The 21,575-nt window shown below is 71.1% G+C and carries 21 protein-coding genes; 9 read left to right on the forward strand and 12 right to left on the reverse strand.

From position 1 onward, the window contains the following. Positions 1–6 precede the first annotated feature (6 nt). Positions 7–783: a polyprenyl diphosphate synthase gene (gene uppS / locus Prubr_RS22015; RefSeq protein WP_212816800.1), complete on the reverse strand. Its 777-nt coding sequence runs from the start codon at positions 781–783 to the stop codon at positions 7–9. A 579-nt stretch (positions 784–1,362) separates the two neighbouring features. Between uppS and Prubr_RS22020 the strand changes: the two genes are divergently transcribed. Beyond that, positions 1,363–1,980 (forward strand): hypothetical protein, encoded by a 618-nt coding sequence (locus tag Prubr_RS22020; RefSeq protein WP_246567478.1) that lies wholly within the window; start codon positions 1,363–1,365, stop codon positions 1,978–1,980. Positions 1,981–2,075: 95 nt separating this feature from the next. Here the strand turns inward: Prubr_RS22020 and Prubr_RS22025 are convergent, their stop codons facing one another. Together Prubr_RS22025 and Prubr_RS22030 are read right to left on the reverse strand one after the other, a co-directional pair. Beyond that, positions 2,076–2,249, reverse strand: a complete 174-nt coding sequence (locus tag Prubr_RS22025; protein WP_212816801.1) for a hypothetical protein — start codon at positions 2,247–2,249, stop codon at positions 2,076–2,078. 152 nt (positions 2,250–2,401) lie between these two features. After that, positions 2,402–2,815 carry a winged helix-turn-helix transcriptional regulator gene (locus Prubr_RS22030; RefSeq protein ID WP_425517935.1) on the reverse strand — a complete coding sequence of 138 codons (414 nt, stop codon included), beginning with the start codon at positions 2,813–2,815 and terminating at the stop codon, positions 2,402–2,404. Positions 2,816–2,955: 140 nt separating this feature from the next. On the opposite strand from Prubr_RS22030, the gene Prubr_RS22035 reads away from it, so the two are divergent. Next, positions 2,956–4,395 carry an MFS transporter gene (locus Prubr_RS22035; RefSeq protein WP_246567481.1) on the forward strand — a complete coding sequence of 480 codons (1,440 nt, stop codon included), beginning with the start codon at positions 2,956–2,958 and terminating at the stop codon, positions 4,393–4,395. Positions 4,396–4,425: 30 nt separating this feature from the next. Here Prubr_RS22035 and Prubr_RS22040 read toward each other — a convergent pair whose 3' ends face one another. After that, positions 4,426–5,862, reverse strand: coding sequence for a serine hydrolase domain-containing protein (locus Prubr_RS22040; protein ID WP_212816803.1), 1,437 nt, complete (start codon positions 5,860–5,862; stop codon positions 4,426–4,428). A gap of 69 nt (positions 5,863–5,931) precedes the next feature. Here Prubr_RS22040 and Prubr_RS22045 point away from each other — a divergent pair, with 69 nt between their 5' ends. Beyond that, positions 5,932–6,558 carry a TetR/AcrR family transcriptional regulator gene (locus Prubr_RS22045; protein ID WP_212816804.1) on the forward strand — a complete coding sequence of 209 codons (627 nt, stop codon included), beginning with the start codon at positions 5,932–5,934 and terminating at the stop codon, positions 6,556–6,558. A 55-nt stretch (positions 6,559–6,613) separates the two neighbouring features. On the opposite strand, the gene Prubr_RS22050 is transcribed toward Prubr_RS22045, so the two are convergent. Beyond that, positions 6,614–7,231: a hypothetical protein gene (locus Prubr_RS22050; RefSeq protein WP_246567478.1), complete on the reverse strand. Its 618-nt coding sequence runs from the start codon at positions 7,229–7,231 to the stop codon at positions 6,614–6,616. A 605-nt stretch (positions 7,232–7,836) separates the two neighbouring features. On the opposite strand from Prubr_RS22050, the gene Prubr_RS22055 reads away from it, so the two are divergent. Beyond that, positions 7,837–8,307 carry a GNAT family N-acetyltransferase gene (locus Prubr_RS22055; RefSeq protein ID WP_212816805.1) on the forward strand — a complete coding sequence of 157 codons (471 nt, stop codon included), beginning with the start codon at positions 7,837–7,839 and terminating at the stop codon, positions 8,305–8,307. 64 nt (positions 8,308–8,371) lie between these two features. Here the strand turns inward: Prubr_RS22055 and Prubr_RS22060 are convergent, their stop codons facing one another. Next, entirely contained in the window at positions 8,372–8,983 is a 612-nt protein-coding gene (locus Prubr_RS22060) for a hypothetical protein (RefSeq protein ID WP_212816806.1), read from the reverse strand. A gap of 353 nt (positions 8,984–9,336) precedes the next feature. Next, a complete protein-coding gene (locus tag Prubr_RS22065) occupies positions 9,337–10,236 on the reverse strand; it encodes an LLM class flavin-dependent oxidoreductase (protein WP_212816807.1) in 900 nt (299 codons plus the stop codon). Between the two features lie 178 nt (positions 10,237–10,414). Between Prubr_RS22065 and Prubr_RS22070 the strand changes: the two genes are divergently transcribed. Further along, entirely contained in the window at positions 10,415–11,716 is a 1,302-nt protein-coding gene (locus Prubr_RS22070; RefSeq protein WP_212816808.1) for a hypothetical protein, read from the forward strand. A 144-nt stretch (positions 11,717–11,860) separates the two neighbouring features. Further along, complete coding sequence (locus Prubr_RS22075) at positions 11,861–12,646, forward strand: YaaA family protein (RefSeq protein ID WP_212816809.1); 786 nt, start codon at positions 11,861–11,863, stop codon at positions 12,644–12,646. Positions 12,647–12,649: 3 nt separating this feature from the next. On the opposite strand, the gene Prubr_RS22080 is transcribed toward Prubr_RS22075, so the two are convergent. Beyond that, entirely contained in the window at positions 12,650–14,239 is a 1,590-nt protein-coding gene (locus Prubr_RS22080; RefSeq protein ID WP_212816810.1) for an MFS transporter, read from the reverse strand. 92 nt (positions 14,240–14,331) lie between these two features. Between Prubr_RS22080 and Prubr_RS22085 the strand changes: the two genes are divergently transcribed. After that, a complete protein-coding gene (locus tag Prubr_RS22085) occupies positions 14,332–14,913 on the forward strand; it encodes a TetR/AcrR family transcriptional regulator (protein WP_212816811.1) in 582 nt (193 codons plus the stop codon). A gap of 171 nt (positions 14,914–15,084) precedes the next feature. Continuing rightward, positions 15,085–17,502, forward strand: coding sequence for a M14 family metallopeptidase (locus Prubr_RS22090; protein WP_212816812.1), 2,418 nt, complete (start codon positions 15,085–15,087; stop codon positions 17,500–17,502). A gap of 53 nt (positions 17,503–17,555) precedes the next feature. Here Prubr_RS22090 and Prubr_RS22095 read toward each other — a convergent pair whose 3' ends face one another. After that, positions 17,556–17,858 carry a hypothetical protein gene (locus tag Prubr_RS22095; RefSeq protein ID WP_212816813.1) on the reverse strand — a complete coding sequence of 101 codons (303 nt, stop codon included), beginning with the start codon at positions 17,856–17,858 and terminating at the stop codon, positions 17,556–17,558. A gap of 127 nt (positions 17,859–17,985) precedes the next feature. Here Prubr_RS22095 and Prubr_RS22100 point away from each other — a divergent pair, with 127 nt between their 5' ends. Next, entirely contained in the window at positions 17,986–19,215 is a 1,230-nt protein-coding gene (locus Prubr_RS22100; protein ID WP_212816814.1) for an APC family permease, read from the forward strand. An 82-nt stretch (positions 19,216–19,297) separates the two neighbouring features. Here the strand turns inward: Prubr_RS22100 and Prubr_RS22105 are convergent, their stop codons facing one another. The 3 genes from Prubr_RS22105 to Prubr_RS22115 are packed head-to-tail and all read right to left on the reverse strand — an operon-like array spanning position 19,298 to position 21,575. Further along, positions 19,298–19,678, reverse strand: coding sequence for a VOC family protein (locus Prubr_RS22105; RefSeq protein ID WP_212816815.1), 381 nt, complete (start codon positions 19,676–19,678; stop codon positions 19,298–19,300). Between the two features lie 50 nt (positions 19,679–19,728). Next, positions 19,729–20,718, reverse strand: coding sequence for a glycosyltransferase family 2 protein (locus tag Prubr_RS22110; protein ID WP_212816816.1), 990 nt, complete (start codon positions 20,716–20,718; stop codon positions 19,729–19,731). After that, positions 20,613–21,575 carry a hypothetical protein gene (locus Prubr_RS22115; protein ID WP_212816817.1) on the reverse strand — a complete coding sequence of 321 codons (963 nt, stop codon included), beginning with the start codon at positions 21,573–21,575 and terminating at the stop codon, positions 20,613–20,615. The genes Prubr_RS22110 and Prubr_RS22115 overlap by 106 nt, the downstream gene beginning before the upstream one ends.

The raw sequence follows: 21,575 nt of genomic DNA on the forward strand, positions 1-21,575 counted from the left end.
CGGCGGCTATGCGCCGTAGCGGCGGTTGCGGGCCGCGTACGAGCGCAGTGCCCGGAGGAAATCGACCCTCCGGAAGTCGGGCCAGTAGACGTCGCAGAAATACAGTTCCGAGTACGCCGCCTGCCAGAGCAGGAAGCCGGACATCCGCTGCTCGCCGCTGGTGCGGATGATGAGATCGGGATCGGGCTGGCCGCTGGTGTAGAGGTGGGCCGCGATGTCGTCGGCGGTCAGCCGCTCCGCCAGGTCCTCGATGCCGGTGCCGGCCTCGGCCTCCTTGTCCAGCAGGGACCGGATCGCGTCGACGACCTCGTCCCGGCCGTCGTAACCGACCGCGACGGTGAGGTGGAAGTCGGTGTTCCGGTCACGGGTCGCCTCCTCGGCCAACTTCAGCGCGTGGCGGGTCGAATCGGGCAGTCCGTCGAGCCGGCCGGCGAGGTGCACCTGCCACCGGCTCGTACGGCGCACCAGCCGCTCCGCCACGACCTGTTCGATCATCTCCAGGAGGAACTGGACCTCGTCCGACTCCCGGTCGCGCAGGTTGTCGGTCGACGCGACGAAGATCGTCACATGTCCGATTCCGGCGTCGGCGCACCAACCCAGGACCTCCTCGACGTGCTCCGCGCCGTAGCGGTGACCGACCGTCGGGTTGTCGTAGCCCATTCGCCGGGCCCACCGCAGGTTGCCGTCCATCACCATGGCCACGTGGCGCGGCATCGGGTGGTCGCCCAGCTGGGCCTGGAGGCGGCGGGTGTACAGCTTGTAGAGCATGTCCCGGATTTTCACCCGGACAAACTACAAGACCGGCCAGCTGTGATCTGTCCCGTTTCGGCAGGTCGGACGACGGCGTAGATCCGGACATCAGGGACGAACGTGGAGGTCGCGCTGTTGATCTGGGCGGCAGGGACCTTATCCACGCGCGTTAAGGTCTCTCCCGCCCAGATCGGCAAGGGCCGCCGTCGACGTTCTGGCAGGAAGCGGCGCCCGCCGCTGACCCGCGGCCCGGGATGAACCGGACGGGCCGGTCGGATGGTGATCCGGCGCCCGGCCGTCAGTGGGGGTCGGCCCTCATCGCCCGGGTCCCGGAATGCGGGGCGGGGTGGCGTCGTTGTGCATGGCCGCGGCCGAGGTGGCACCGCTGTGGTGTCCCGCCCGATCCGGAGAATCCCCAGCCGGATGTCGGCGGGTCGGAATGGTCCGGGGTGCGGGTGCGTTACACCCGGTCCGGACGTGAGCAGCACCCCCCGCGCCGCGTCCCCCGCTCTCTTGTTCTGCCCCGCGTGAGAGGCATGCGTGTGGGCGGCCGTCGGACAACCCCCCGTCCCGGTGGCCTCCAACCCCCCTCGAACAAAGGACACCCCCATCATGAACATGTTCGCCACGTACACCCGTAAGGCTCTGCTGGCCACCGCCGGTATCGCGCTGACCGCCGGCCTGGCCGGCCCGACCAGCGCCGCCCTGGCCGCCGAACCCACCCCCACGCAGACGGTCGCGGTCGCCCAGACCGTCGCCCAGGCCGCCGCGGACACCGCGGACAAGCCGACGGTCGAGCAGTTGATGCCGGCCGGTGTCCCGGACAACCAGTCGAGCTTCACCCCGAACGCGGAGCAGCTCGACAACGCCCGCAAGATCATCGACGCGGGCAAGGACATGAACCTGCCGCCACGCGCCTGGACGATCGCGATCGCCACCGCCCTGCAGGAGTCGAAGCTGGAGAACCTCGGCCACCTCGGCGACCGTAACGACCACGACTCCCAGGGCCTGTTCCAGCAGCGACCCTCCAGTGGCTGGGGCACCGTCGAGCAGATCACCGACCCCGACTACTCCGCCAAGGCGTTCTACAAGGGCCTGGCCCAGGTCGACGGCTGGGAAGACATGCCACTGACCGTCGCCGCGCAGACCGTACAGGTCTCGGCCTACCCCGACCACTACGCCCAGTGGGAGAAGATGGCCGCCGACATCATCACCGACACCACCAAGTAAGACCCCGAAACGTGGGCGCCTCCCGAACCCGGGAGGCGCCCACGTTCGCGTATCCGGACGACGCCGGGCCACACCGCACGCCCTGTGTGGTGAGGTCATCCCTCGCCACGTACGACGACTTCGGTCTCCCCGTCGTGCACGAAGTTCACCGGCAGATGCTCGTCCGGCTGCGGCGCCTGGGCCAACTCGTGGTTCGGGTCGTCGTCTGGCGAGAAGAGCACGTCATCGGTCTTCGGGTTCTTTTCCCGACTTTCCTCTGGCGCTGTCATGTTCCACCCCTCAGCGGTCCGGGCGGGCCTGGAACCGGCCCCGACAGGTGGTATCCCCACTCCACGCGGAATCAACATCCCGGTCGCCCCGGCGGGGATGACACGGGCAGTGGCGCCCGCTCCGTCCGCGGCGGCGGGCCGCTGTCACCCGCTCAGTACGCCGACTCCGCCGCCTTGCGGTCGTATTCGTCGCGGGCGGCGGCGATCTCGTCCTGGTGTTCCTCCGTCCAGGTCACCAGTGACTGCACCATGTCGTGCAGGCTCACCCCGAGCGGTGTGAGCCGGTATTCGACCCGGGGCGGGACGACCGGGTAGACGGTCCGCTCGACGAGGCCGTCCCGTTCCAGTTGCCGGACCGTCGACGTGAGCATCCGTGGGCTGACGCCGTCGATGCTCCGCCGCAATTCGGTGAACCGCAGGGTTCGGCGATCGAGGAGCGCCAGGACCAGCAACGACCATTTGTCGGCAATTCGATCAAGGACCTGCCGTACCTCACACTCCGCCCGGGTGTCCCACTGGCGGGCGGTGTAGTCCTCGGTATCCGAGCAGGGACTCGGTAACTTCAAAGTGCCTTCTTTCATGACCAAAAATGCTGCCGAAGAATGCATCCGGGGGCAAGCGAACCGGCGAATCGACCATGCATGGGGTCGCCGCCGGCAGCCCCGGTCCATTCGACTTCCCGTTTTCCTCGGCAAGGAGTTGGCTCATGTCGGCAGTACAGGCGTCGTTGCCCGACGGCGGCACCGACCGTCTCGGCAGGCGCGGCCGGGGCATGCTGATCGTGTTGTGTGGCGCGATCTTCCTCGAAGGCATCGACGCGTCCATGATGAACGTCGCCCTGCCCTCGATGCAGGACGACCTGGACATGTCGCCCTCGACCGCCCAGTGGGTCGTCAGCGCCTACATCCTCGGGTACGGCGGGTTCATGCTCCTCGGTGGCCGGGTGGCCGACCTGGTGGGCCGCCGTCGGACCTTCCTGTTCTGGTTGGTGGTGTTCCTTGCGTTCTCCGGTCTGGGTGGTCTGGCCACCACGCCGTGGGTGCTGATCCTTTCCCGCTTCGTCACCGGTGTCGCCGCCGGCTTCCTGACCCCGGCCGGGCTGTCCCTCATCACCACCAACTTCGCCGAAGGGCCGCGACGCACCCGGGCTCTGCTGATCTACGCCGGCATCGCGTCGGGTGGCTTCTCGTTCGGCCTGGTCCTGGGTGGTCTGCTCACCGCGGCCGACTGGCGGTGGGTGTTCTTCGCCCCGGTGATCCTCACCGCGGTGGTGCTGGCCGGCGCCGTCAGGCTCATCCCGCCCGACCGTCGCCCGGAGCGTTCCCCGCACGGGTTCGACGTGGCCGGGGCCGTCGCCGTCACCGCGGCGATGCTGCTGGTGGTGTACGCGGTCGTCCGGGCAGCGGAGGTGCCGGTGGCCGAGACCGTCGTCGTCGGCGCGGCCGGCATCGTCGCGCTGGTCGCCTTCGTCGTGATCGAGCACCGGTCGGCCGCCCCGTTGATCCGGCTGGGGGTCCTGCGGTCCGGCGCGCTCGTCCGGGCCAACCTCGCCGCGATCCTCTACGGCGGCGCGTTCTTCGGCTTCGTCCTCATCACCACGCTCTATCTGCAGCAGGTGCGCGGCTGGTCGCCGATCCAGACAGGGCTGGCCGTGCTGGCGGTCAGCATCGACGCGATCCTCTCGCCGACACTGACCCCGCATCTCGTGCGGAGGTTCGGCAACGCACGAGTGATCTTCGGAGGATTCCTGCTCGCGGTGCTGGCCTACGCGTTGTTCCTGCGGATCGACGTCGACTGGACCTACGCCGCGATCCTCCCGACCGTCTTCCTCCTCGGCCTGTCGTTCAGCCTGGTGTACGGACCGCTGACCATCACGGCGACCGCCGGGATCGCCGGGAAGGACCAGGGGCTGGCGGGCGGCCTGTTCAACACCTCGTTCCAGTTCGGCGCCGCGCTCGGCCTGGCCGTCGTCACCGCGGTCAGCATCGCGGTGGCCGGCACCGACACCTCCCGGGCCGGACTGCTCGCGGGATACCGGGCCGCCCTGGTCGTCCCGGTGGTCGCGGTCGTCCTCGGTACGGTCGTCGCCGCGCTCGGCCTGTCCGCCAACCGTCGCCGCGACGAGGTTCCGACCCGGGGCGCCTGACCCGCGCCTGCGGCCCGGTTTCACCTACTCTCACGAGGTGCGGATGTGCCGCAGCCACAGTGCCAGATGTGTGCCGAGGGTCAGCGCGCAGGCGACGAGAACGGCGATGATGCCGATCGCCATGTCGGGTGCCCACAGCATGACCTCGCGCAGGCCGGCGCCGAACTGCCGGGGCAGTATCCAGCCGGCCGCGACCGCCGACAGCAGCGCCGCGCCGCACCAGATGGAGGTCCGCAGCACGGACCTCGGGCCCTTCCGCAGTGCCGTACGCACCAGCAGCGCGATGACGACGGCGGCCAGCCCGAGCAGGACCCAGGGCCCGTACGCGAGCACCGGATCGGCGCCGACGTCGTGTGGCGTCCCACCCTGGAGCAGGCGTACGACGTTGAAGGCGGCCTCGTACTGCTGGACGTCGCGGGCCATGCTGTGCGCGTTGTGCAGCACGATGACGGCAAGGTCCTGTTCGGGTACGAGGACCAGGGAACTCATGTATCCGGCGGTGGCGCCGGAGTGGTGCACGGTCCGGACACCGTCGAGGTCGCGGGTGCGCCACCCGTAGCCGTACGAGCCGCTGGACGTCTCGACCCGGCCCTCGTGGGTGCGGGCCGTCGCCTCGGCCGACAGCACCTCGGTGCCGGCGAAGGTTCCGCCGTTCAACTGGGCGATCGCGAAGTTCGTCAGGTCGGTGAGGCTGCCGCCGAGGTAACCGTACGGGACGCCGGATTCGTCGTACCCGGGGTCGAACCGCCAGGGCCGGTCGAAGGTCAGCCGGTGCCCGGGCGGGATGCGTTCACGGGCGGCGGCCTCGTCGACGACGGCGTCCCGCATCCGCAGCGGCGCCAGGACGTGCTGACGGAGGTAGTCGGCGTACGACGCTCCGGAGACCTGCTCGACGAGTGCGCCGAGCACCAGGTAGTTCGCGGAGCTGTATCGGAACGCGCCGCCGGGCGGGCCGGCCGGTTCGGCCTCGGCCAGGGCACGTACGGCACGCTCGACGGCGCCGTCGGCGTTGTCGAAGCGGTCGCCGAACCGTACGCCGTCCCGCGCGCTGATGCCGCTGGTGTGGGTCAGCAGGTGTTCGGTGGTGATCCGGTCACTGACCTCCCGGTCGCCCAGGCGGAACCACGGAAGTGTGTCGACGACCGGCGCGTCGACGTCGAGCCGGCCGGCCTCGACGAGTTGGGCGACGGCGAGGCCGGCGAACGGCTTGGCGACCGAGCCGAGCAGGAACGCGGTGCGGGGCGTCACCGGTGCGCCGTCGCCGTCCGTGCCGAAGGTGTCCTGGGCGACGACCCGGTCATCGCGTACGACCGCGTAGGCGAGTCCGGGCGAGCCGACCGATTCCCGGTGCCGCTGAAGGTAGTCGTGCACGGTGTCCGTCGGTGTCGCGGCGGCGGGCGGTGCGAGCAGTGCGGTGGCGGACAGCGCGGCGACGACGGCCGCCAGTCCGCGGGACGAGGGGCGCATCGGGCCTCCATCGCAATATGCCTGTACGGTTTCCGGGTACGTTATACCGTATGGCTGTATGATTCAAACGTGCCCCGGATCGTGGACCATGAAGAACGTCGCGGCCAGATCGCCGACGCCGTCGAGCGGCTGATCGCCGCCGAGAGCCTCGACAGCGTCACGGTCGCCCGCACCGCCGAAGAGGCGGGGATCTCCGTCGGCCTGGTCCAGCACTACTTCGCGAGCAAGGACGAAATGCTCCTGGAGTCGTTCCGCCGGGTCCGCAACCGCATCGAGGCCAGGGTCGCGGCCCGACGGCAACGATCCGAGCGCGCCGGCGCCCGGATCGAGCGGATGCTGCTCGACGGGGTCGCCGAACTGATGCCGCTCGACCCGGCCCGGCGCAGCGAGGGTCGGGTGACGCTGGCGTTCACGGCCCGCACCTTCGGCAATCCCGGCCTGGCCGAGGTGCTGCGGTCGAGCAACGCCAACCTGCGCGCGCAGATCGAGCAGGCGCTGCGTAACGCGCTGGCGTGCGGGGAGCTTCCGGAACCCGTCGGCTACGAACTGGAGGCCGCCCGGCTGCTCGCCTTCGTCGACGGCCTGGTCCTGCACTGCCACACCGGGCAACGGCCGTTGTCGGCCCGCGCCGCGCACGCGATGGTCGCCGCCGAGTTGGCCCGGCTCCTACCGGGGCCGTGCGACCGGTCCAGGTGACGCCGGATACGCGAACGTGGGCGCCTCCCTCGGGAGGCGCCCACGTTTCGGGGTCTTACTTGGTGGTGTCGGTGATGATGTCGGCGGCCATCTTCTCCCACTGGGCGTAGTGGTCGGGGTAGGCCGAGACCTGTACGGTCTGCGCGGCGACGGTCAGTGGCATGTCTTCCCAGCCGTCGACCTGGGCCAGGCCCTTGTAGAACGCCTTGGCGGAGTAGTCGGGGTCGGTGATCTGCTCGACGGTGCCCCAGCCACTGGAGGGTCGCTGCTGGAACAGGCCCTGGGAGTCGTGGTCGTTACGGTCGCCGAGGTGGCCGAGGTTCTCCAGCTTCGACTCCTGCAGGGCGGTGGCGATCGCGATCGTCCAGGCGCGTGGCGGCAGGTTCATGTCCTTGCCCGCGTCGATGATCTTGCGGGCGTTGTCGAGCTGCTCCGCGTTCGGGGTGAAGCTCGACTGGTTGTCCGGGACACCGGCCGGCATCAACTGCTCGACCGTCGGCTTGTCCGCGGTGTCCGCGGCGGCCTGGGCGACGGTCTGGGCGACCGCGACCGTCTGCGTGGGGGTGGGTTCGGCGGCCAGGGCGGCGCTGGTCGGGCCGGCCAGGCCGGCGGTCAGCGCGATACCGGCGGTGGCCAGCAGAGCCTTACGGGTGTACGTGGCGAACATGTTCATGATGGGGGTGTCCTTTGTTCGAGGGGGTTGGAGGCCACCGGGACGGGGGGTTGTCCGACGGCCGCCCACACGCATGCCTCTCACGCGGGGCAGAACAAGAGAGCGGGGGACGCGGCGCGGGGGTGCTGCTCACGTCCGGACCGGGTGTAACGCACCCGCACCCCGGACCATTCCGACCCGCCGACATCCGGCTGGGGATTCTCCGGATCGGGCGGGACACGATCGGGCGGGACACCACAGCGGTGCCACCTCGGCCACGGCCATGCACAACGACCCGGGCCGGCCGGCCATTCCGCCGATCGGCCGCCCGATGGACGTCACCATCCGTAGGGAACGCGTGGAATGTCGGGATCGGTCGCCGTGGGCAGTCGGGGGTATTCGCCGCGGCACGTCGTCGATCGATCTGGGCGTCAGGGACCCTATCCAGCGCCGGTAAGGTCCCTCCCGCCCAGATCAACAGCGTGACCTCGATGATCCCCGTTGGTCCAGCGGGGACTTTTGGCGCATATATCGCCAGAGGCGGGGAGAGAGAAGTGGCCGGGGCGGTGCCGGATGTCGGGATTCGCGGGGCGGAACTGTCGGCCCCCGGTGCCAGACTCGGCCGCATGGGCAGTGAGGTGGCGCCGGGCGACATCCGGCTGAGAGACGTCGAGGAGGCCGATCTGCCGGTCTTCTTCGAGCAGGAGCACGATCCGGAGGCGACCCGTCGGTCGAACTTCCCGCCCCGCGAGCGGGAACGGTTCATGACGCACTGGGCAACGCGGGTGCTCGGGGATCCCACCGTGTTCGTGCAGGCGGTCACCGTCGACGGAGAGTTGGCCGGCAACGCCGTCGCCTGGTGGGAGGGGGACCGGCGGTTCCTCGGCTACTGGCTCGGCCGGCGCTTCTGGGGACGCGGCATCGGCACCCGGGCCCTCACCCTGTTCCTGGCGCGGGAACGGAACCGCCCGCTGTACGCCGATCCGTACGTCGGGAACACCGGGTCGATCCGGCTGCTGGAACGGTGTGGATTCACCCGTACCGGGTGGGTCTGGGACGGCGAACACGAGCACGTGATGCTGGTACTCGGCGAATGAGCCCCGAGACGCGAACGTGGGCGCCGTCCGGATGGACGGCGCCCACGTTCTGGGTGCGTAAGCGTCACTCGGTGACGTCGGTGACGATGTCGGCGGCCATCTTCTCCCACTGCGCGTAGTGGTTCGGGAAGGCCGACACCTGCACGGTCTGCGCGGCCACGGTCAGCGGCATCTCTTCCCAGCCGTCGACCTGTGTGAGGCCGTTGTAGAACGCCTTCGACGAGTAGTCCGGGTCGGTGATCTGTGCCACCGTGCCCCAACCACTGGACGGCCGCTGCTGGAACAGGCCCTGCGAGTCGTGGTCGTTCCGCTCGCCGAGGTGGCCCAGGTTCTCCAGCTTCGACTCCTGCAGGGCGGTCGCGATCGCGATTGTCCACGCCCGCGGCGGCAGGTCCATGTCCTTACCCGCGTCGACGATCTTGCGGGCGTTGTCCAGCTGTTCCCCGCTCGGGGTGAAGCTCGACTGGTTCGTCGGCTCGCCCAGCGGCATCAGCTGCTCGACGGTCGGCTTGTCCGCCGCCGGAATGATGGCCGGAGCGGACTGCGCCACCGACGGCGCGGTCGTGTTGTGCGTGGTCGCCGGGTCACCGGTGACGGGGCTGGTCAGGCCGGCGGCGAGGGCCAGGCCGGCGGTGGCCAGCAGTGCGGTTCGGGTGTACGTCGCAAACTTCGTCATTGGGGGATGTCCTTTGTTCGAGGGGATGTGTGACGGCCGGGGGACGGCCGCTACCCACGTCTGCCTCGCACGCGGGGGATCCGCACCGCGCTGGTACACGGGTGCGGACAGGGTGTAACCGATCGGGTCGCGACGGCATTCCAGCCGACCCGGTTCACGTGCCGGGAGTGTCACCTACGCCGGGGCGTCCTCGCGCTCTCCGGCGGTCCCTTCACCGGCCGCGGCCATGTGCAACCACCGGCCGTCCCCGCGCATTCCGGCGAGCCGACCCGCACGTCGATCTGGGCGTCAGGGACCTTACCGGCGTCGGGAAAGGTCGCCGACGCGCAGATCCACGACCCGCCGCCGGCCGCTCAGGCGGCCGCGGTGGGCCGGCCGGCCGCGACGAGTTCGCGTACGGCGGGTACGACCTCGGCCGCGAACCGGCGGATCTGGTCCGGGTCGTCGCTGGCCAGGATGTAGGCGCTCATGCCCTGTTCGAGGGTGAGTTCGGCGAGCTGTTCGGCCCACACGCCGGCGGGCCCGCGCAGGAAACCACCACCGGTGCCGTCGAAGGAGCCGGCGATGTTGTAGAGCCGGCGTACGTCGGCGGGCCTGCGGTCGGCGCTCTCCGCCGCCTCGTCGATGGCCCGGTTCAGCGCGGGCAGCGTGTCGGGGCCGGTGTACGAGCTGCTCGGCAGCCATCCGTCGGCGAGCCGTCCGGTGACGCGCAGCATGCGTGGTTTGTACGCCCCGAGCCAGATGCCGACGTCGTGGGCGGGTGCGGGGCCGGGGCGGGCGCCGCGTACCCGGTGGTGGGTGCCGTCGACGCGTACGGTCGGGCCGCCGGCCGCCCACATGGCCCGGATGACGGCGATACCCTCCTCCAGGGCGGTGACCGACTCGGCGGGGTCGAGTCTCGGGCCGCCGAGGGCGGCGATGCCGTCCCAGAAGGCGCCGGCGCCCAGCCCGAGTTCGACCCGGCCGCCGGTGAGGATGTCGAGGGTGGCGACGCTGCGGGCGAGCACGGCCGGCGGCCGCAGCGGCAGGTTGGCGACGTTGGGGGCGACCCGCAGGGTGGTGGTGTGGGCGGCGATGACCGACAGCAGGGTCCAGGTGTCGAGGAACCGGGCCTGATAGGGATGGTCCTGCACCGTGGCGAGGTCGAGCCCGACCTGTTCGGTGAGCCGGGCCAGTTCGACGACCTGTCCGGCATCCTGGGCGCTCGGGGTGAGGAACGTCCCGAAGAGCAGATCGTGTCGGTAATCGGTCATCTGGCACCTGCCCCGGCGGTTGCGGACGGTCACCGTGATCGTACGCGGGCCGGCGTCGGCCGGTGGGCATGTGCTGAGTCGGGAATCAAACGTATCTGCCCCGATCGGGGCGGGCGGGTGATTGGTTGTGACGACGCACCGTTCCGTGTCGCGGAACCTCTGATCCGGGGAGATCGGCATGACCCAGCCAGCCCAGATGACAAAGTCGACGGATTCGCCGGCCCGGGCCCGGGCCCGATTCATCGAGCAGCTCTACGACGAGTTCCGCGGGCGGCGGTGGCACCTCCAGGGGGCCAAGGCGACCTGGGACGAGGCCAGGGACGCGCCGATCCCGCAGATGGGGGTGACCCTTCACCGGGTGACCACCGGGGGCGACGCCGGTGCCGATCTCGGGCTGAAGAAGGGGAAGCTGGCCGACTTCTACGCCGACTCGGACAACGTCGTCGAGCCGCGCTCGTACGGCTCCGACCGCGAGGGGCAGGCGCTGCGGTGGATCTCGACCCTGGTGTTCAAGTACCTGAACCATCTTGCCCTCAACCCCGTCGAGGTGCAGGCCGCCGTCCATAAGGGAGTGCTGTACGTCGCCGCCAACAGCGGGAAGAGCAACACCGAACTGGCCAGGATCGCCGGAAGGTACAAGACCGGTACGCAGTTCGTCACCCGGATCCTCGACGAACTGGACCGGTTCGAGCGGGCGGCCGATTCCGCGCTGACGTTCAGCGAGCGTGAGGAGCGGCACCGGGCGAAGCTGCGCCTACGGATCCTCGACGAGTCGACGCGGTGGGACGAGGACTACCCCCTGGTGTGCGCCACCCTCACCGAGCAGGTCGTCGTGTGCGCCGACGGTGAGGACGGACTGCACGCCGAGCGCCGGATCAGCCGGGCGGTGGGGGGCACCCCGACGCACATCGCGGGCGTGAAGCGGCCGTGTGTCGCCTGCTACCTCGATCTGTTCCAGGGGCGGGGGGTGCGCCCCGGGCCGTACTGGCCGAGCGAGGCGGCCAACATCGACATCGAGGAGTACGTCGACCGGGACGTGACGGAGTTGGCCGACCGGATCGAGCGGGCGATTCCGAATACCTACGTGACGCTGTTGTACGCCTGCCCGAACTACATCATGGCGCTGTCCGGCCGGGGTCGCACGAAGGGCCAGGCGCAGAAGTGGAACTCGGTCACCGACGAGTACAACTCCGATTCGGACACCGGCGAGGACGGGGAGCCGCTGGTGACGAAGCAGGAGTTGACCATGGCGCAGGTCAAGCAACTGCGGAAGGACGCGACGGCTGCACCCACGAAGCGGAAGGCGGTCGATGACGGCGGCCGTTCGGCGAAGAAGGCCAAGATCGAGTCCGAGAGCGAGTCCGAGGAAGAGTCCGAGGATGAGTCCGAGGTCGAGATCGTGACCTCGACCGGGGCCACGAAGCGGAAGCTGAGCACCGAGGGCGGCCTGGAAACCAAGAAGCCGCGGAACCACAAGTGAGCGGCGGCCGGCCGGCGCGGGGGGTGTCGGCCGGCCGCGCGCCGGGTCGCCGCGGCGGGTCCCGGCCGGCGCACCGTCGGCCGGGACCGCGAGGATGCCATCATGGGCCGGACAAAAGGCGACGGAAGGGCTCGTGGTCCGGCGATGATGATCCTCATCCACAGTTCGAAGGCGATGCGGGCGGCACCGCGCGATGGCGTACCGCTGCGCACACCCGCGCTGCTCGATCGGGCCGAGGAGTTGGCCGACTATCTGAAGACCCTGCCCCCGGCGCGGCTCGCCGAGGTGATGCAGCTGTCGGATGCGCTGGCGGAGAAGACGCACGAGGTCATCGCGCGGTGGGACACGGTGCCGGACCAGCAGTCGCCGGCGGTGCACAGCTTCATCGGTGATATCTACAGCGGGTTGCGGATCGGTGACCTGTCCGATGCCGACCGGGAGTACGCCGACGAGCGGCTGCGCATCCTGTCCGGCCTCTACGGCATCCTGCGCCCGTACGACGGGATCCGTCCCTACCGGCTGGAGATGGGTTACAAACTGCCGGGGCCGAAATACACCAGCCTGTACGACTTCTGGGGCGACGCGGTGGCGCGCTGCGTCCCGCCGACCGGGCTCATCGTCAACCTTGCCGCCGTCGAATACAGCCGCACGGTGACGCCGTTCGTCGACGCGGCCCGGCTGGTCACGCCGAAGTTCCTGACCGTCGACCCGAAGTCGGGCGAGCCGAAGTTCGTGACGGTGCACGCGAAGATCGCCCGTGGTGCGTTCGCCCGGTGGCTGGTCACCCGACGGGTCGACGCGGCGGCCGGGATCGAGGAGTTCGACGAGATCGGCTACCGGTTCGACGCCGTGGCGAGCCGGCCGGGCCAGCCGGTGTTCGTGTGTGAGGAGTTCGGCGGCAAGGGGCTCAGCGTCCGCCTCCAGTCCTGAGCGTCACCCGGCCGGTTTCCGGTCACCGACCGGCTTCGAGTCACCGCTCGGGGCGGACGGCTGGCCGGCGCCGGGGCGCAGCAGGAACCAGGCCTGCACCGCGGTGGCCGCCAACAGCACCGCGCCGACGGCGCTGGTGATCTGCACCCCGAACGTGAACGCGTCCCGGGCGGTGTCGAGCAGGGCCTGACCCGCCGTACCGCCGGTCTCGGCGGCGACCGCGACGGCGCCGCCGATGGTCTCCCGGGCGCTGTCCATGGCCGTCCCGCCGACGCCGGGTACGTCGGGCAGTCGCGCCGCGTACGTGGAGGCGAGCACGCTGCCGAGGACGGCGACGCCGAGGGCGCCGCCGAGTTCGAACCCGGTCTCGGAGACCGCGGCGGCGGCGCCGGCGCGGGCGGGCGGCACCGCGGAGAGCACGATGCTGTTGGTGAGCGTCATGACCAGGCCGGCGCCGACGTTGGTGATCGCGAACGAGACGGTGACGATCACGGCTCCGTCGAAGTACGGCAGCAGCAGGATCACGGCGAATCCGAGGGCGCAGATGGTGATTCCGGCGCTGATCAGGCGCTGCATGCCGACCCGGCGGGCGGTGGCGGCGGCGGTGAACCCGGCGACGATGGAGAGCAGGGCACCGGGGAGCAGCAGGAGGCCGCCGCGCAGCGGGGAGATGCCGGCGACCGACTGGAGGTACTGCGGCAGGAAGAACATCGCCGCGATCAGCGCGAAGACCACCAGGAGGTTGGTGGCGACGGCGCCGCTGAAGCGGCGGATCCGGAAGAGCGAGATGTCGATCATCGGGTCGGTGATGGTGCGCTGGCGGCGTACGAACAGGTAGCCGAAGATCAGGCCGGCGGCGATCGCGGCGACCGCGAGCAGCGGCGTCTCCCGCTTGGCGAGGGTCTTGATGCCGTAGACGACGGGCAGCATGGTGAGCAGCGACAGGGCGGCGCTGGGCAGGTCGAAGCGGCCCGGCGCCGGGTCGCGGGTCTCGGGCACCAGCAGGGGTAGGGCGAGCAGGGCGACGGCGACCACCGGCAGGTTGATCAGGAAGACCGAGCCCCACCAGAAGTGTTCGAGCAGCCAGCCGCCGATCAGCGGGCCGAGGGCGGAGCCGGCGCTGAACGCCGATCCCCAGGCGGCGACGGCGAGCAGGCGCTGCCGTTCGTCGACGAACATGTTGCGCAGCAGCGAGAGCGTGGACGGCATCAGGGTGGCGCCGGCGACGCCGAGCAGGGCGCGGGCCGCGACCAGGGTCGCGGCGTCGGGGGCGTACGCGGCGACGAGTGACGCCACGCCGAACCCGACGCAGCCGATCATCAGCAGCCGGCGGCGGCCGATCCGGTCGCCGAGGTTGCCCATGGTGACCAGCAGGCCGGCGAGGACGAACGAGTAGATGTCGACGATCCACAGCAGTTGGGTGCTGGACGGGTCGAGGTCGGCGCTGAGCTTGGGTACGGCGAAGCCGAGCACCGTCATGTCGACCGAGATCAGCAGGACCGGGAGCATGAGCACGAACAGCCCGGTCCACTCCCGCCAACCCGCGCCCGCAGCCGTGCTCGTGTCGGCGGCCGGCGTCAGCCTGTCGCGCATTCCTGGGGACTCCGATCCTCCGCGCCGGGTCGGCGCATGGTGCTGTACGGTCGTACATGTACGACCGTACAGTAGCTGTGCAGGGAGTGCCGATGAATTCTGGGCGCCGCCCGCGCGACCCGCAGGGCCGCCGGCAGGCCATCCTCGACGCCGCCCTCGAACTCGTCATCGAGGTCGGTATCGCCCGCACCAGCCACCGCGCGATCGCCGAACGGGCCGGCGTGCCGCTGGGCTCCACCACGTACTACTTCCCGACCCTGCCCGACCTGGTCGCCGCCGCGCTGGAGCAGGCCGCCGAGCGGGTCCGCCGCGAGATCCGCGACCTGGCCGGGAAGATCGGCGACGGGCGGGACGTGGTCGGCGCCCTGATCTGGATGACCGGGCTGGCCGTCGGTGACCGGCAGCGGATGCTGCTGGAGTACGAGCTCTACCTGGCCGCTGTGCGCAACGACGAGTTGCGTGAGCTGGCCGGGTTGTGGCTGCACGAGCTGCGTACCCTGCTCGCGCCGCTGATCGGGGCGGGGCCGGCCGCGGCGGTCGGGGCCCTGCTCGACGGGGTCATCCTGCAGGCGATGGTGACCGGCGAGGCGCCCGATCCCGACGTGCTCGAAGTCGCCCTGACCGCCCTCGTCGGTCGGTCGGCCGGAAAATCACCCGGAGTGGTGACGGAGTAACGGGCGTGCCGGAAATGTGATGATCATGGATATTGACAAGGGTTGAAGTCGGGGCGGAAACTTCGCGCATCCCCACGTCGAGCGGGGATGCGCCGGCAGCACACCGGGGAAGGTTCCGCTTCCCTCGGCACCGGGCGGGGCTGCCGCACGCCGCTAACCGGAGGAGCCCGCATGAGAAGTCGCGCAAGACGGTCCCGGGTGAGCCGCCTGCTGGCACTGCTCACCATCCCCGCCGTACTGGGCATGGCCGCCCTGCCCAGCCTGGCCACCCCGCCCGGCGCGGACGGACAGGTCGAGCCCGAGCGCAAGTCCACCTTCGAGCAGAACGGCGTGGCCCTCATGCGGGTCGTCGCCACCGACCAGGCCCAGATCGACCAGCTCAACGCGCTCGGCGTCGACCTCACCGAATACAGCAAGCCGGTGCCCGGCGGCATCGAGGTGCACGCCGTACTCAGCCCGCCGGAGAGCACCGCCCTTCGGGAGATGGGCTTCGACGTACGCGACGCCATCGCCGACCAGACCGACCACGCCGAGAACGTCGCCGACCGGGCGGCGGCGATCGCCTCGGCGGAGGCGGCCGAGGCCGACACGGACACCCTGACCGTGCTGCGGGCCGAGTGGTTCACCAGCCTCGACGGCAACCGCTTCCTGTCGTTCGAGGTCAAGTCGAGCGCGACCGACGCCCAGACGGTGCTGACCGCGAGCTGGGACACCGGGCGGGACACCCCACCGGCCTCCGGCGGCACCGCGACGATGACCCGGTTCAGCGACGCCGGGCAGTACATGTACCACCGGTTCTCGGCCCCGCTCGCGCTGAACACCCCGCAGCCGGCCCGGGTGACCTTCACCAGCAACCGGGGCGGGACCGCGAAGGCGCCGGTGACGAAGTGGCTCGGCAAGCCGCGGCCGGCACCGGGACCGCACTACCTCACCGACTTCATCGACCGCTACATGGACCCGACGGAGATCACCGAGCGGATCGAGTCGCTGTCCGAGGAGTTCCCGAAGATCACCCAGATCATCGACCTGCCGTACCTGACCAACGGCTACCGCCGCAAGGCACAGGCGCAGTTCGGCTCCGCCGCCGACAACACCCTCTACGTCACCACCAGGGCGTGGGGACACGAGGGCGGCAACGACACCACCGTCTCCATGATCGACCCGGGGGCCGCGAACCGACCGCTGACCGTCCTCGTCAGCGGCCGTACCGTGGTGGTGTCGCTGGCGACCGACGGCGCGGGCGCCGTAACCAGCACCGCCGCGCAGGTCGTCGCCGCCCTCAACGGCGAGCCGGCGTCCTCGGCGCTGCTGACCGCCAGCACCTACCGGGGCAACGCCGGTGCCGGCGTGGTGCGCCCGGTCGCCACCAGCCGGCTCAGCGACAACCTCCAGGCCCCGGCCCACATCTCCCGGGAGCCCTTCCAGACCAAGGCGCTGCGGATCGGCCGGGCCCGCGACGGCTCCAAGCCCGGTGTCTACCTCTTCTGCCAGCAGCACGCCCGGGAATGGGTCACCCCGATCACCTGCCTGGAGACCGCCGAGCGGCTGGTGCGCAACTACGAGCTGGACACCAAGACCCGCAACCTGGTCAACGGGCTGGACATCTTCGTCGTGCCGGTGATCAACCCCGACGGCGCGCACTACAGCATGTACGACTTCAACGGCCAGCGGAAGAACCTCACCAACCACTGCGACGCCGTCTGGTCCGACCCGGCCCAGCGCAACGCGTGGGGCGTCGACCTCAACCGCAACCAGGACGTCGGCTCGCTGTTCGACGGCTACTCCGGCGCGTCGTCGAGCTGCACCAGCGGCTCGTACGCCGGCCCGTCGGAGCAGTCCGAGCCGGAGGCGAAGAACGAGGACTGGCTGGTCGAGACGTTCCCGAACATCAAGTTCTCGATGAACACCCACTCGTACGGCGGCTACTTCATGTGGGCGCCAGGCGCCTACAAGTCGGCCGGGCGTGAGGTGCTGCCCCGTCCCGACTACGGCACCGAGAACTATTTCTGGAACGCCTCGACGAAGATTCTCAGCGCCGTCCAGGCGTGGCGCGGTACGGCGATCTGGCCGGGACGTACCGGCCCGGTCACCGACGTGCTCTACTCGGCGGCCGGAAACAGCGCCGACGCGCACTGGTACAACCACGACATCATCGCCTGGAACTTCGAGGTCGGCGCCGATGTCTGGGACCCGGCGACCAACCGCTGGCAGCCGGTCGGCTTCCAGCCGGACTTCGCCGAGGGCCACCAGGAGGCGATGGAGTTCGCCAACGGCCAGATCGCGATCCTCGAGGTCGCCAAGCAGTACGCGGCCGACCAGACCAGGCCGACGTCGGAGCTGCTGGTCAAGGGCAAGGGTGCCGGGACCACCACGTTCACCTTCAAGGTCGACGAGCCGGCCAACATCTACTACACGTTGGACGGTTCCGAGCCCACCACCGCGTCGGCGAAGCTCGGGTTCGCCGGCTACCGGGAGGGCGCCGAGCAGATCACGATCAGCGCGAGGACGACGGTGCGCTGGTTCTCGGTCGACATCTCCGGCAACGTCGAAGCGGCACAGGAACGGGTCCTGAACGTACCGAGGGCCTGATCACGGAGGCGGCCGGCCGGCGCACCCGCCGGCCGGCCGCACCCGGTCCGACGTCAGGTCCGCCGGCGGCCGACCAGCCACCAGACCAGGGCGTGCAGGACCACGTTGAGCACCGCCGGACCGACGATCGCCAGCAGCCGTACCGCCGCCGCCACGTCACCGAAGGCGTACGGGTCGGCGAAGTAGAACAACGACCACGGCAGCCCGAGCGCGAGCAGCGGCAGGCCGGCGAGCCCGGCGCCGATGTTGGCGTCCGGCCCGGTGTTCGCGTCCAGCACCAGGAACGCGAGCGCCAGCACGAGCACGACGGCGGCGTGTACGAGCAGGACGATCCGGCCCCGCCTGGAGATAGCCATACCGGCAAACCTATTCAACGTCCGCCGGGCCGGGTGAGGCCGGGTAGTCAAACCGTTCGATCAGCTCCGGCCACCCGCCCGCCGCCCCGCCCGCACGGCCCTGATCCGCCGGTGCTGCAATGGCGTCATGTCCGACAACCGGCTCGCCCGGCGACTCAGTCTGCCCGACGCCGTCGTGATCGGCCTCGGCGCGATGATCGGCGCCGGGGTCTTCGCCGCGTTCGCGCCGGCCGCGGCCGCCGCCGGCCGTTGGCTGCTCGTCGCGCTGGCGCTGGCCGCCCTGGTCGCGTACTGCAACGCGATCTCGTCGGCCCGCCTCGCCACCCGGTATCCGCTCTCCGGCGGCACCTACGTATACGGCCGCGAACGCCTGGGACCGTTCTGGGGATACCTGGCCGGCTGGTCGTTCGTCGTCGGCAAGACCGCCTCCTGCGCGGCGATGGCGCTCACCTTCGCCGCGTACGCCGTACCGGGGTTCGAGCGGCCGGCCGCCGTCCTCGTCGTACTGGCGGTCACCGCCCTGAACTGGCACGGCGTGCAACGGTCGGTGACCGCGACCCGGATCATCGTCGCCGTCGTCCTAGCCGTCCTGGTGGCCGTCGTGGTCGCCGGTCTGGTCGGGGCCACCGGCACGCCGGGGCCGGCCGGCGTGTTCGGCTCCGGACCGTTCCCGACGCTCGGCGTACTCCAGGCCGCCGGGCTGCTGTTCTTCGCGTTCGCCGGGTACGCCCGGGTCGCCACGCTCGGCGAGGAGGTCACCGACCCGGCCCGCACCATCCCGCGCGCCATCGTCGGCGCGCTCGGCGTCACCCTCGCCGTCTACACCGCGATCGCGGTCACCCTGCTGGTCGTACTCGGACCGGAGCGCACCGCGACGGCGACCGCGCCGCTGGCCGAGGCGGTGACCGTCGCGGGCGCGCACTGGCTGGTCCCGGTCGTCCGGGTCGGCGCCGCGCTCGCCGCGGCCGGCGCCCTGCTGGCCCTGGTACTCGGCGTGTCGCGGACCGCGTTCGCGATGGCCCGCGACCGGCACCTGCCCGCCGCCCTCGACGCCGTGCACCCGCGCCACGGGGTGCCGCACCGCGCCGAACTCGCCGTCGGTCTCGTCGTCGCGGTCGTGGTCGCCCTCGTCGACGTGCGCGGCGCGATCGGGTTCTCCTCGTTCGGGGTGCTGCTCTACTACGCGGTCGCGAACGCGTCGGCGTGGACGCTCGGCCGGCGCCGGCTGGTGCCGGCCGTCGGCCTGGCCGGCTGCCTGGTGCTGGCGGCGGCACTGCCGCTGTCGTCGGTACTGACCGGTGCCGCCGTCGTCGCCGCCGGAGCGCTGATCTACCTGGTCCGCCGCGCCCGCCGCTGAGGCCCGGCTGGGGCCGCCGTCGCGCGCCGGCTCAGTCGCGCAGGAAGAGGCAGAAGGGTGCGCGCGTCGCGCGCGCGGCGGCTCAGTCGCGCAGGAAGAGGCAGAAAGGATGTCCGGCGGGATCGATGTACACCCGGACGTCGTCCTGCGGCTGGAAGTCGGCGAGGGTCGCCCCGGCGGCGACCGCGTGCGCGCCGGCCACGTCGAGATCGTCGACCGCGATGTCGAGGTGGACCATCATCTGCTGGTCGCCGGGGCCGGCCGGCCAGGTCGGCCGCCGGTGGTCGGACTCGGTCTGGAACGACAGTCCCGCCCCGCCGTCGGGCGAGCGCAGCTTGACCCAGTTCGGTTCGAACTGCTCCACCGACCAGCCGAGCAGCCGCTGGTAGAAGGCGGCGAGCGCCTGCGGGTCCGGCGTTCCGAGCACGACACCCGACAGGGTCAGGGACGGTACGGCGGTCATCTCTGCTCCTGACGATCACGGTGCGCGGCAGCGTCACCGTACCGATCGGCTCAGTGGAGTGCGAGCGGCTCGCCGACCGGCTGGGGCGGGTTGGCGAACGCGTCCTCGGGGATCCCGGTCCACCGGGTGTGAGCCGCCTCGAGGAAGTAGTTCTGGCCCGGATCCCAGGTGTGCCCGCTGTCGCGGCGGTGGTAGACGTAGCCCAGCGGATGCGTCCGGAAGATCACCGCGCCGGCCTGCCGCAGCCGCTCCAGCAGGCCGAAGTCGACCGACCGGGGCACCGGCCGCCAGCCGCCCACCGCCTCCAGGTCACCCCTGGCGAGCAGCATCGTGCCACCGGCGACGAGTTCGCCGTCGCCCTCCGGCACCCCGGACGGCCGCCGTACGGTGATGCCCAGCGTCTCCAGGTGGACGAACTCGCTGCCCTTGCCGACCAGCGTCGCCCCCGAATAGTGCCGGGCCAGGACCAGGTCCCAGACGTGCTCGGTGCCATAGCTGTCGTCGTCGTCGAACTTGGTGACCAGCGTGCCGTTGGCCCGCCGGGTCGCCGCGCCCAGCGCCTCACCGAAGCTGACCGTGTCCGGCACCTCGAGGATCTGGTACGGCCGGCCGCAGCCGGTGAGCCGGGCCCGGATCTCCGCCGGCAGTTCGATCCCGTGCAGGCAGAGGACGACCTCCAGCTCCGGATAGGTCTGGCCGATGATCGCGTCGAGCGCGCCGGCCAGCATCTCCGGCCGCCGGGTGGCGAGCAGCGCGCTGACCGTCGGCGGCCGGCCGAGCTCGGGGAACCGGCCGGCGGCGATCCGGGGCAGCGCGAAACCGGTCGCGTGCCCGCGCAGCGCGGCCCGGCGCTGCCGTACGCTGCGGGCCTCCCGCGCCAGCTCGTCGCCGGCGGGTGCCGGGCCGGTGATGATGTCCCGTAGCTCCGGCACGATCAGGTCGGCGACCGGGGCGGGCAGCTTCGGCGTGTGCAGCACGGCACCGGTCGCGGCGAGCTGCACCAGCAGTGCCGCCGTCTCCACCGGGGTGGTCGCCGGCACCTGCGGGCACTCGACCACGCCGACCAGCCGCAGGGTGGCCAGCGTCGTCGCGTCCGGTCCGGTTCCGTCCAGCCGGCCGCCGAGGCCACGCCCGGCCGGGCCGAAGCCGAGGCGTACCCGGGGGCGTCCGGCCGGTTGGCGTCGGCCCGCCGGCCGCGCGGGTTGATCCGGCCCGCGTCGAACAGCACCGCCGCCGGGGCGGTCAGGCCGTGCGGGCCGGTCCGGAAACCGATCCCGTACGGCGGACCGGCCTCGCCGTAGCCGTCGCGGGGTGCCGGACCGCCGTGTTCGAGCACCACGTCGTGGGCCCGGATGTCGCTGCTTACCGGCAGCTCCCGCAGGGCCACCGAGGCCGTCGTCGGCAGGTAGGCCGGTGGCCGGCCGTGGCTGGTCAGATCGGCGCTCACCGGTGCCGGCAGCGGGCTGTCCGAACCGATCGCGGGCAGCACCGCCCGCAGGATGTCGCGCAGCGGCAGCGCCCGGGCCAGCCGTACGGTGACCGTCGCGGAGCCGCGCCGCAGCCGGGGGAACGAGACCTGGTGGCTGAGCACCCGGGGGAGTGGGCCGATCGCCCCCGACCAGCCCAGCCGGGGCCGGCGCCACCAGGCCACCACGACCGTCGCCACCCGGAACGGGGTGACCGCGAACGGGTCGGCGGCCAGTTCGCGCACCCGGTCCACGGAACCGGCGACGATCAGTACCCGGCGTGATCCGGGCAGCCGCAGGACCCGCAACCCGACGGTACGGCTGATCCGCTCCTCGCGGTCCGGTGGCGGCGCGCCGAGCAGTCGCCAGCCGGTCGGGCCGACGCCCGTGGGTTGGTGATCCGGACCGGACCCGGCGTCATCCCGCGACAT

Origin of the sequence: Polymorphospora rubra, assembly GCF_018324255.1 — a bacterium.
In the GTDB taxonomy this organism is placed as follows: Bacteria; Actinomycetota; Actinomycetes; order Mycobacteriales; family Micromonosporaceae; genus Polymorphospora; species Polymorphospora rubra.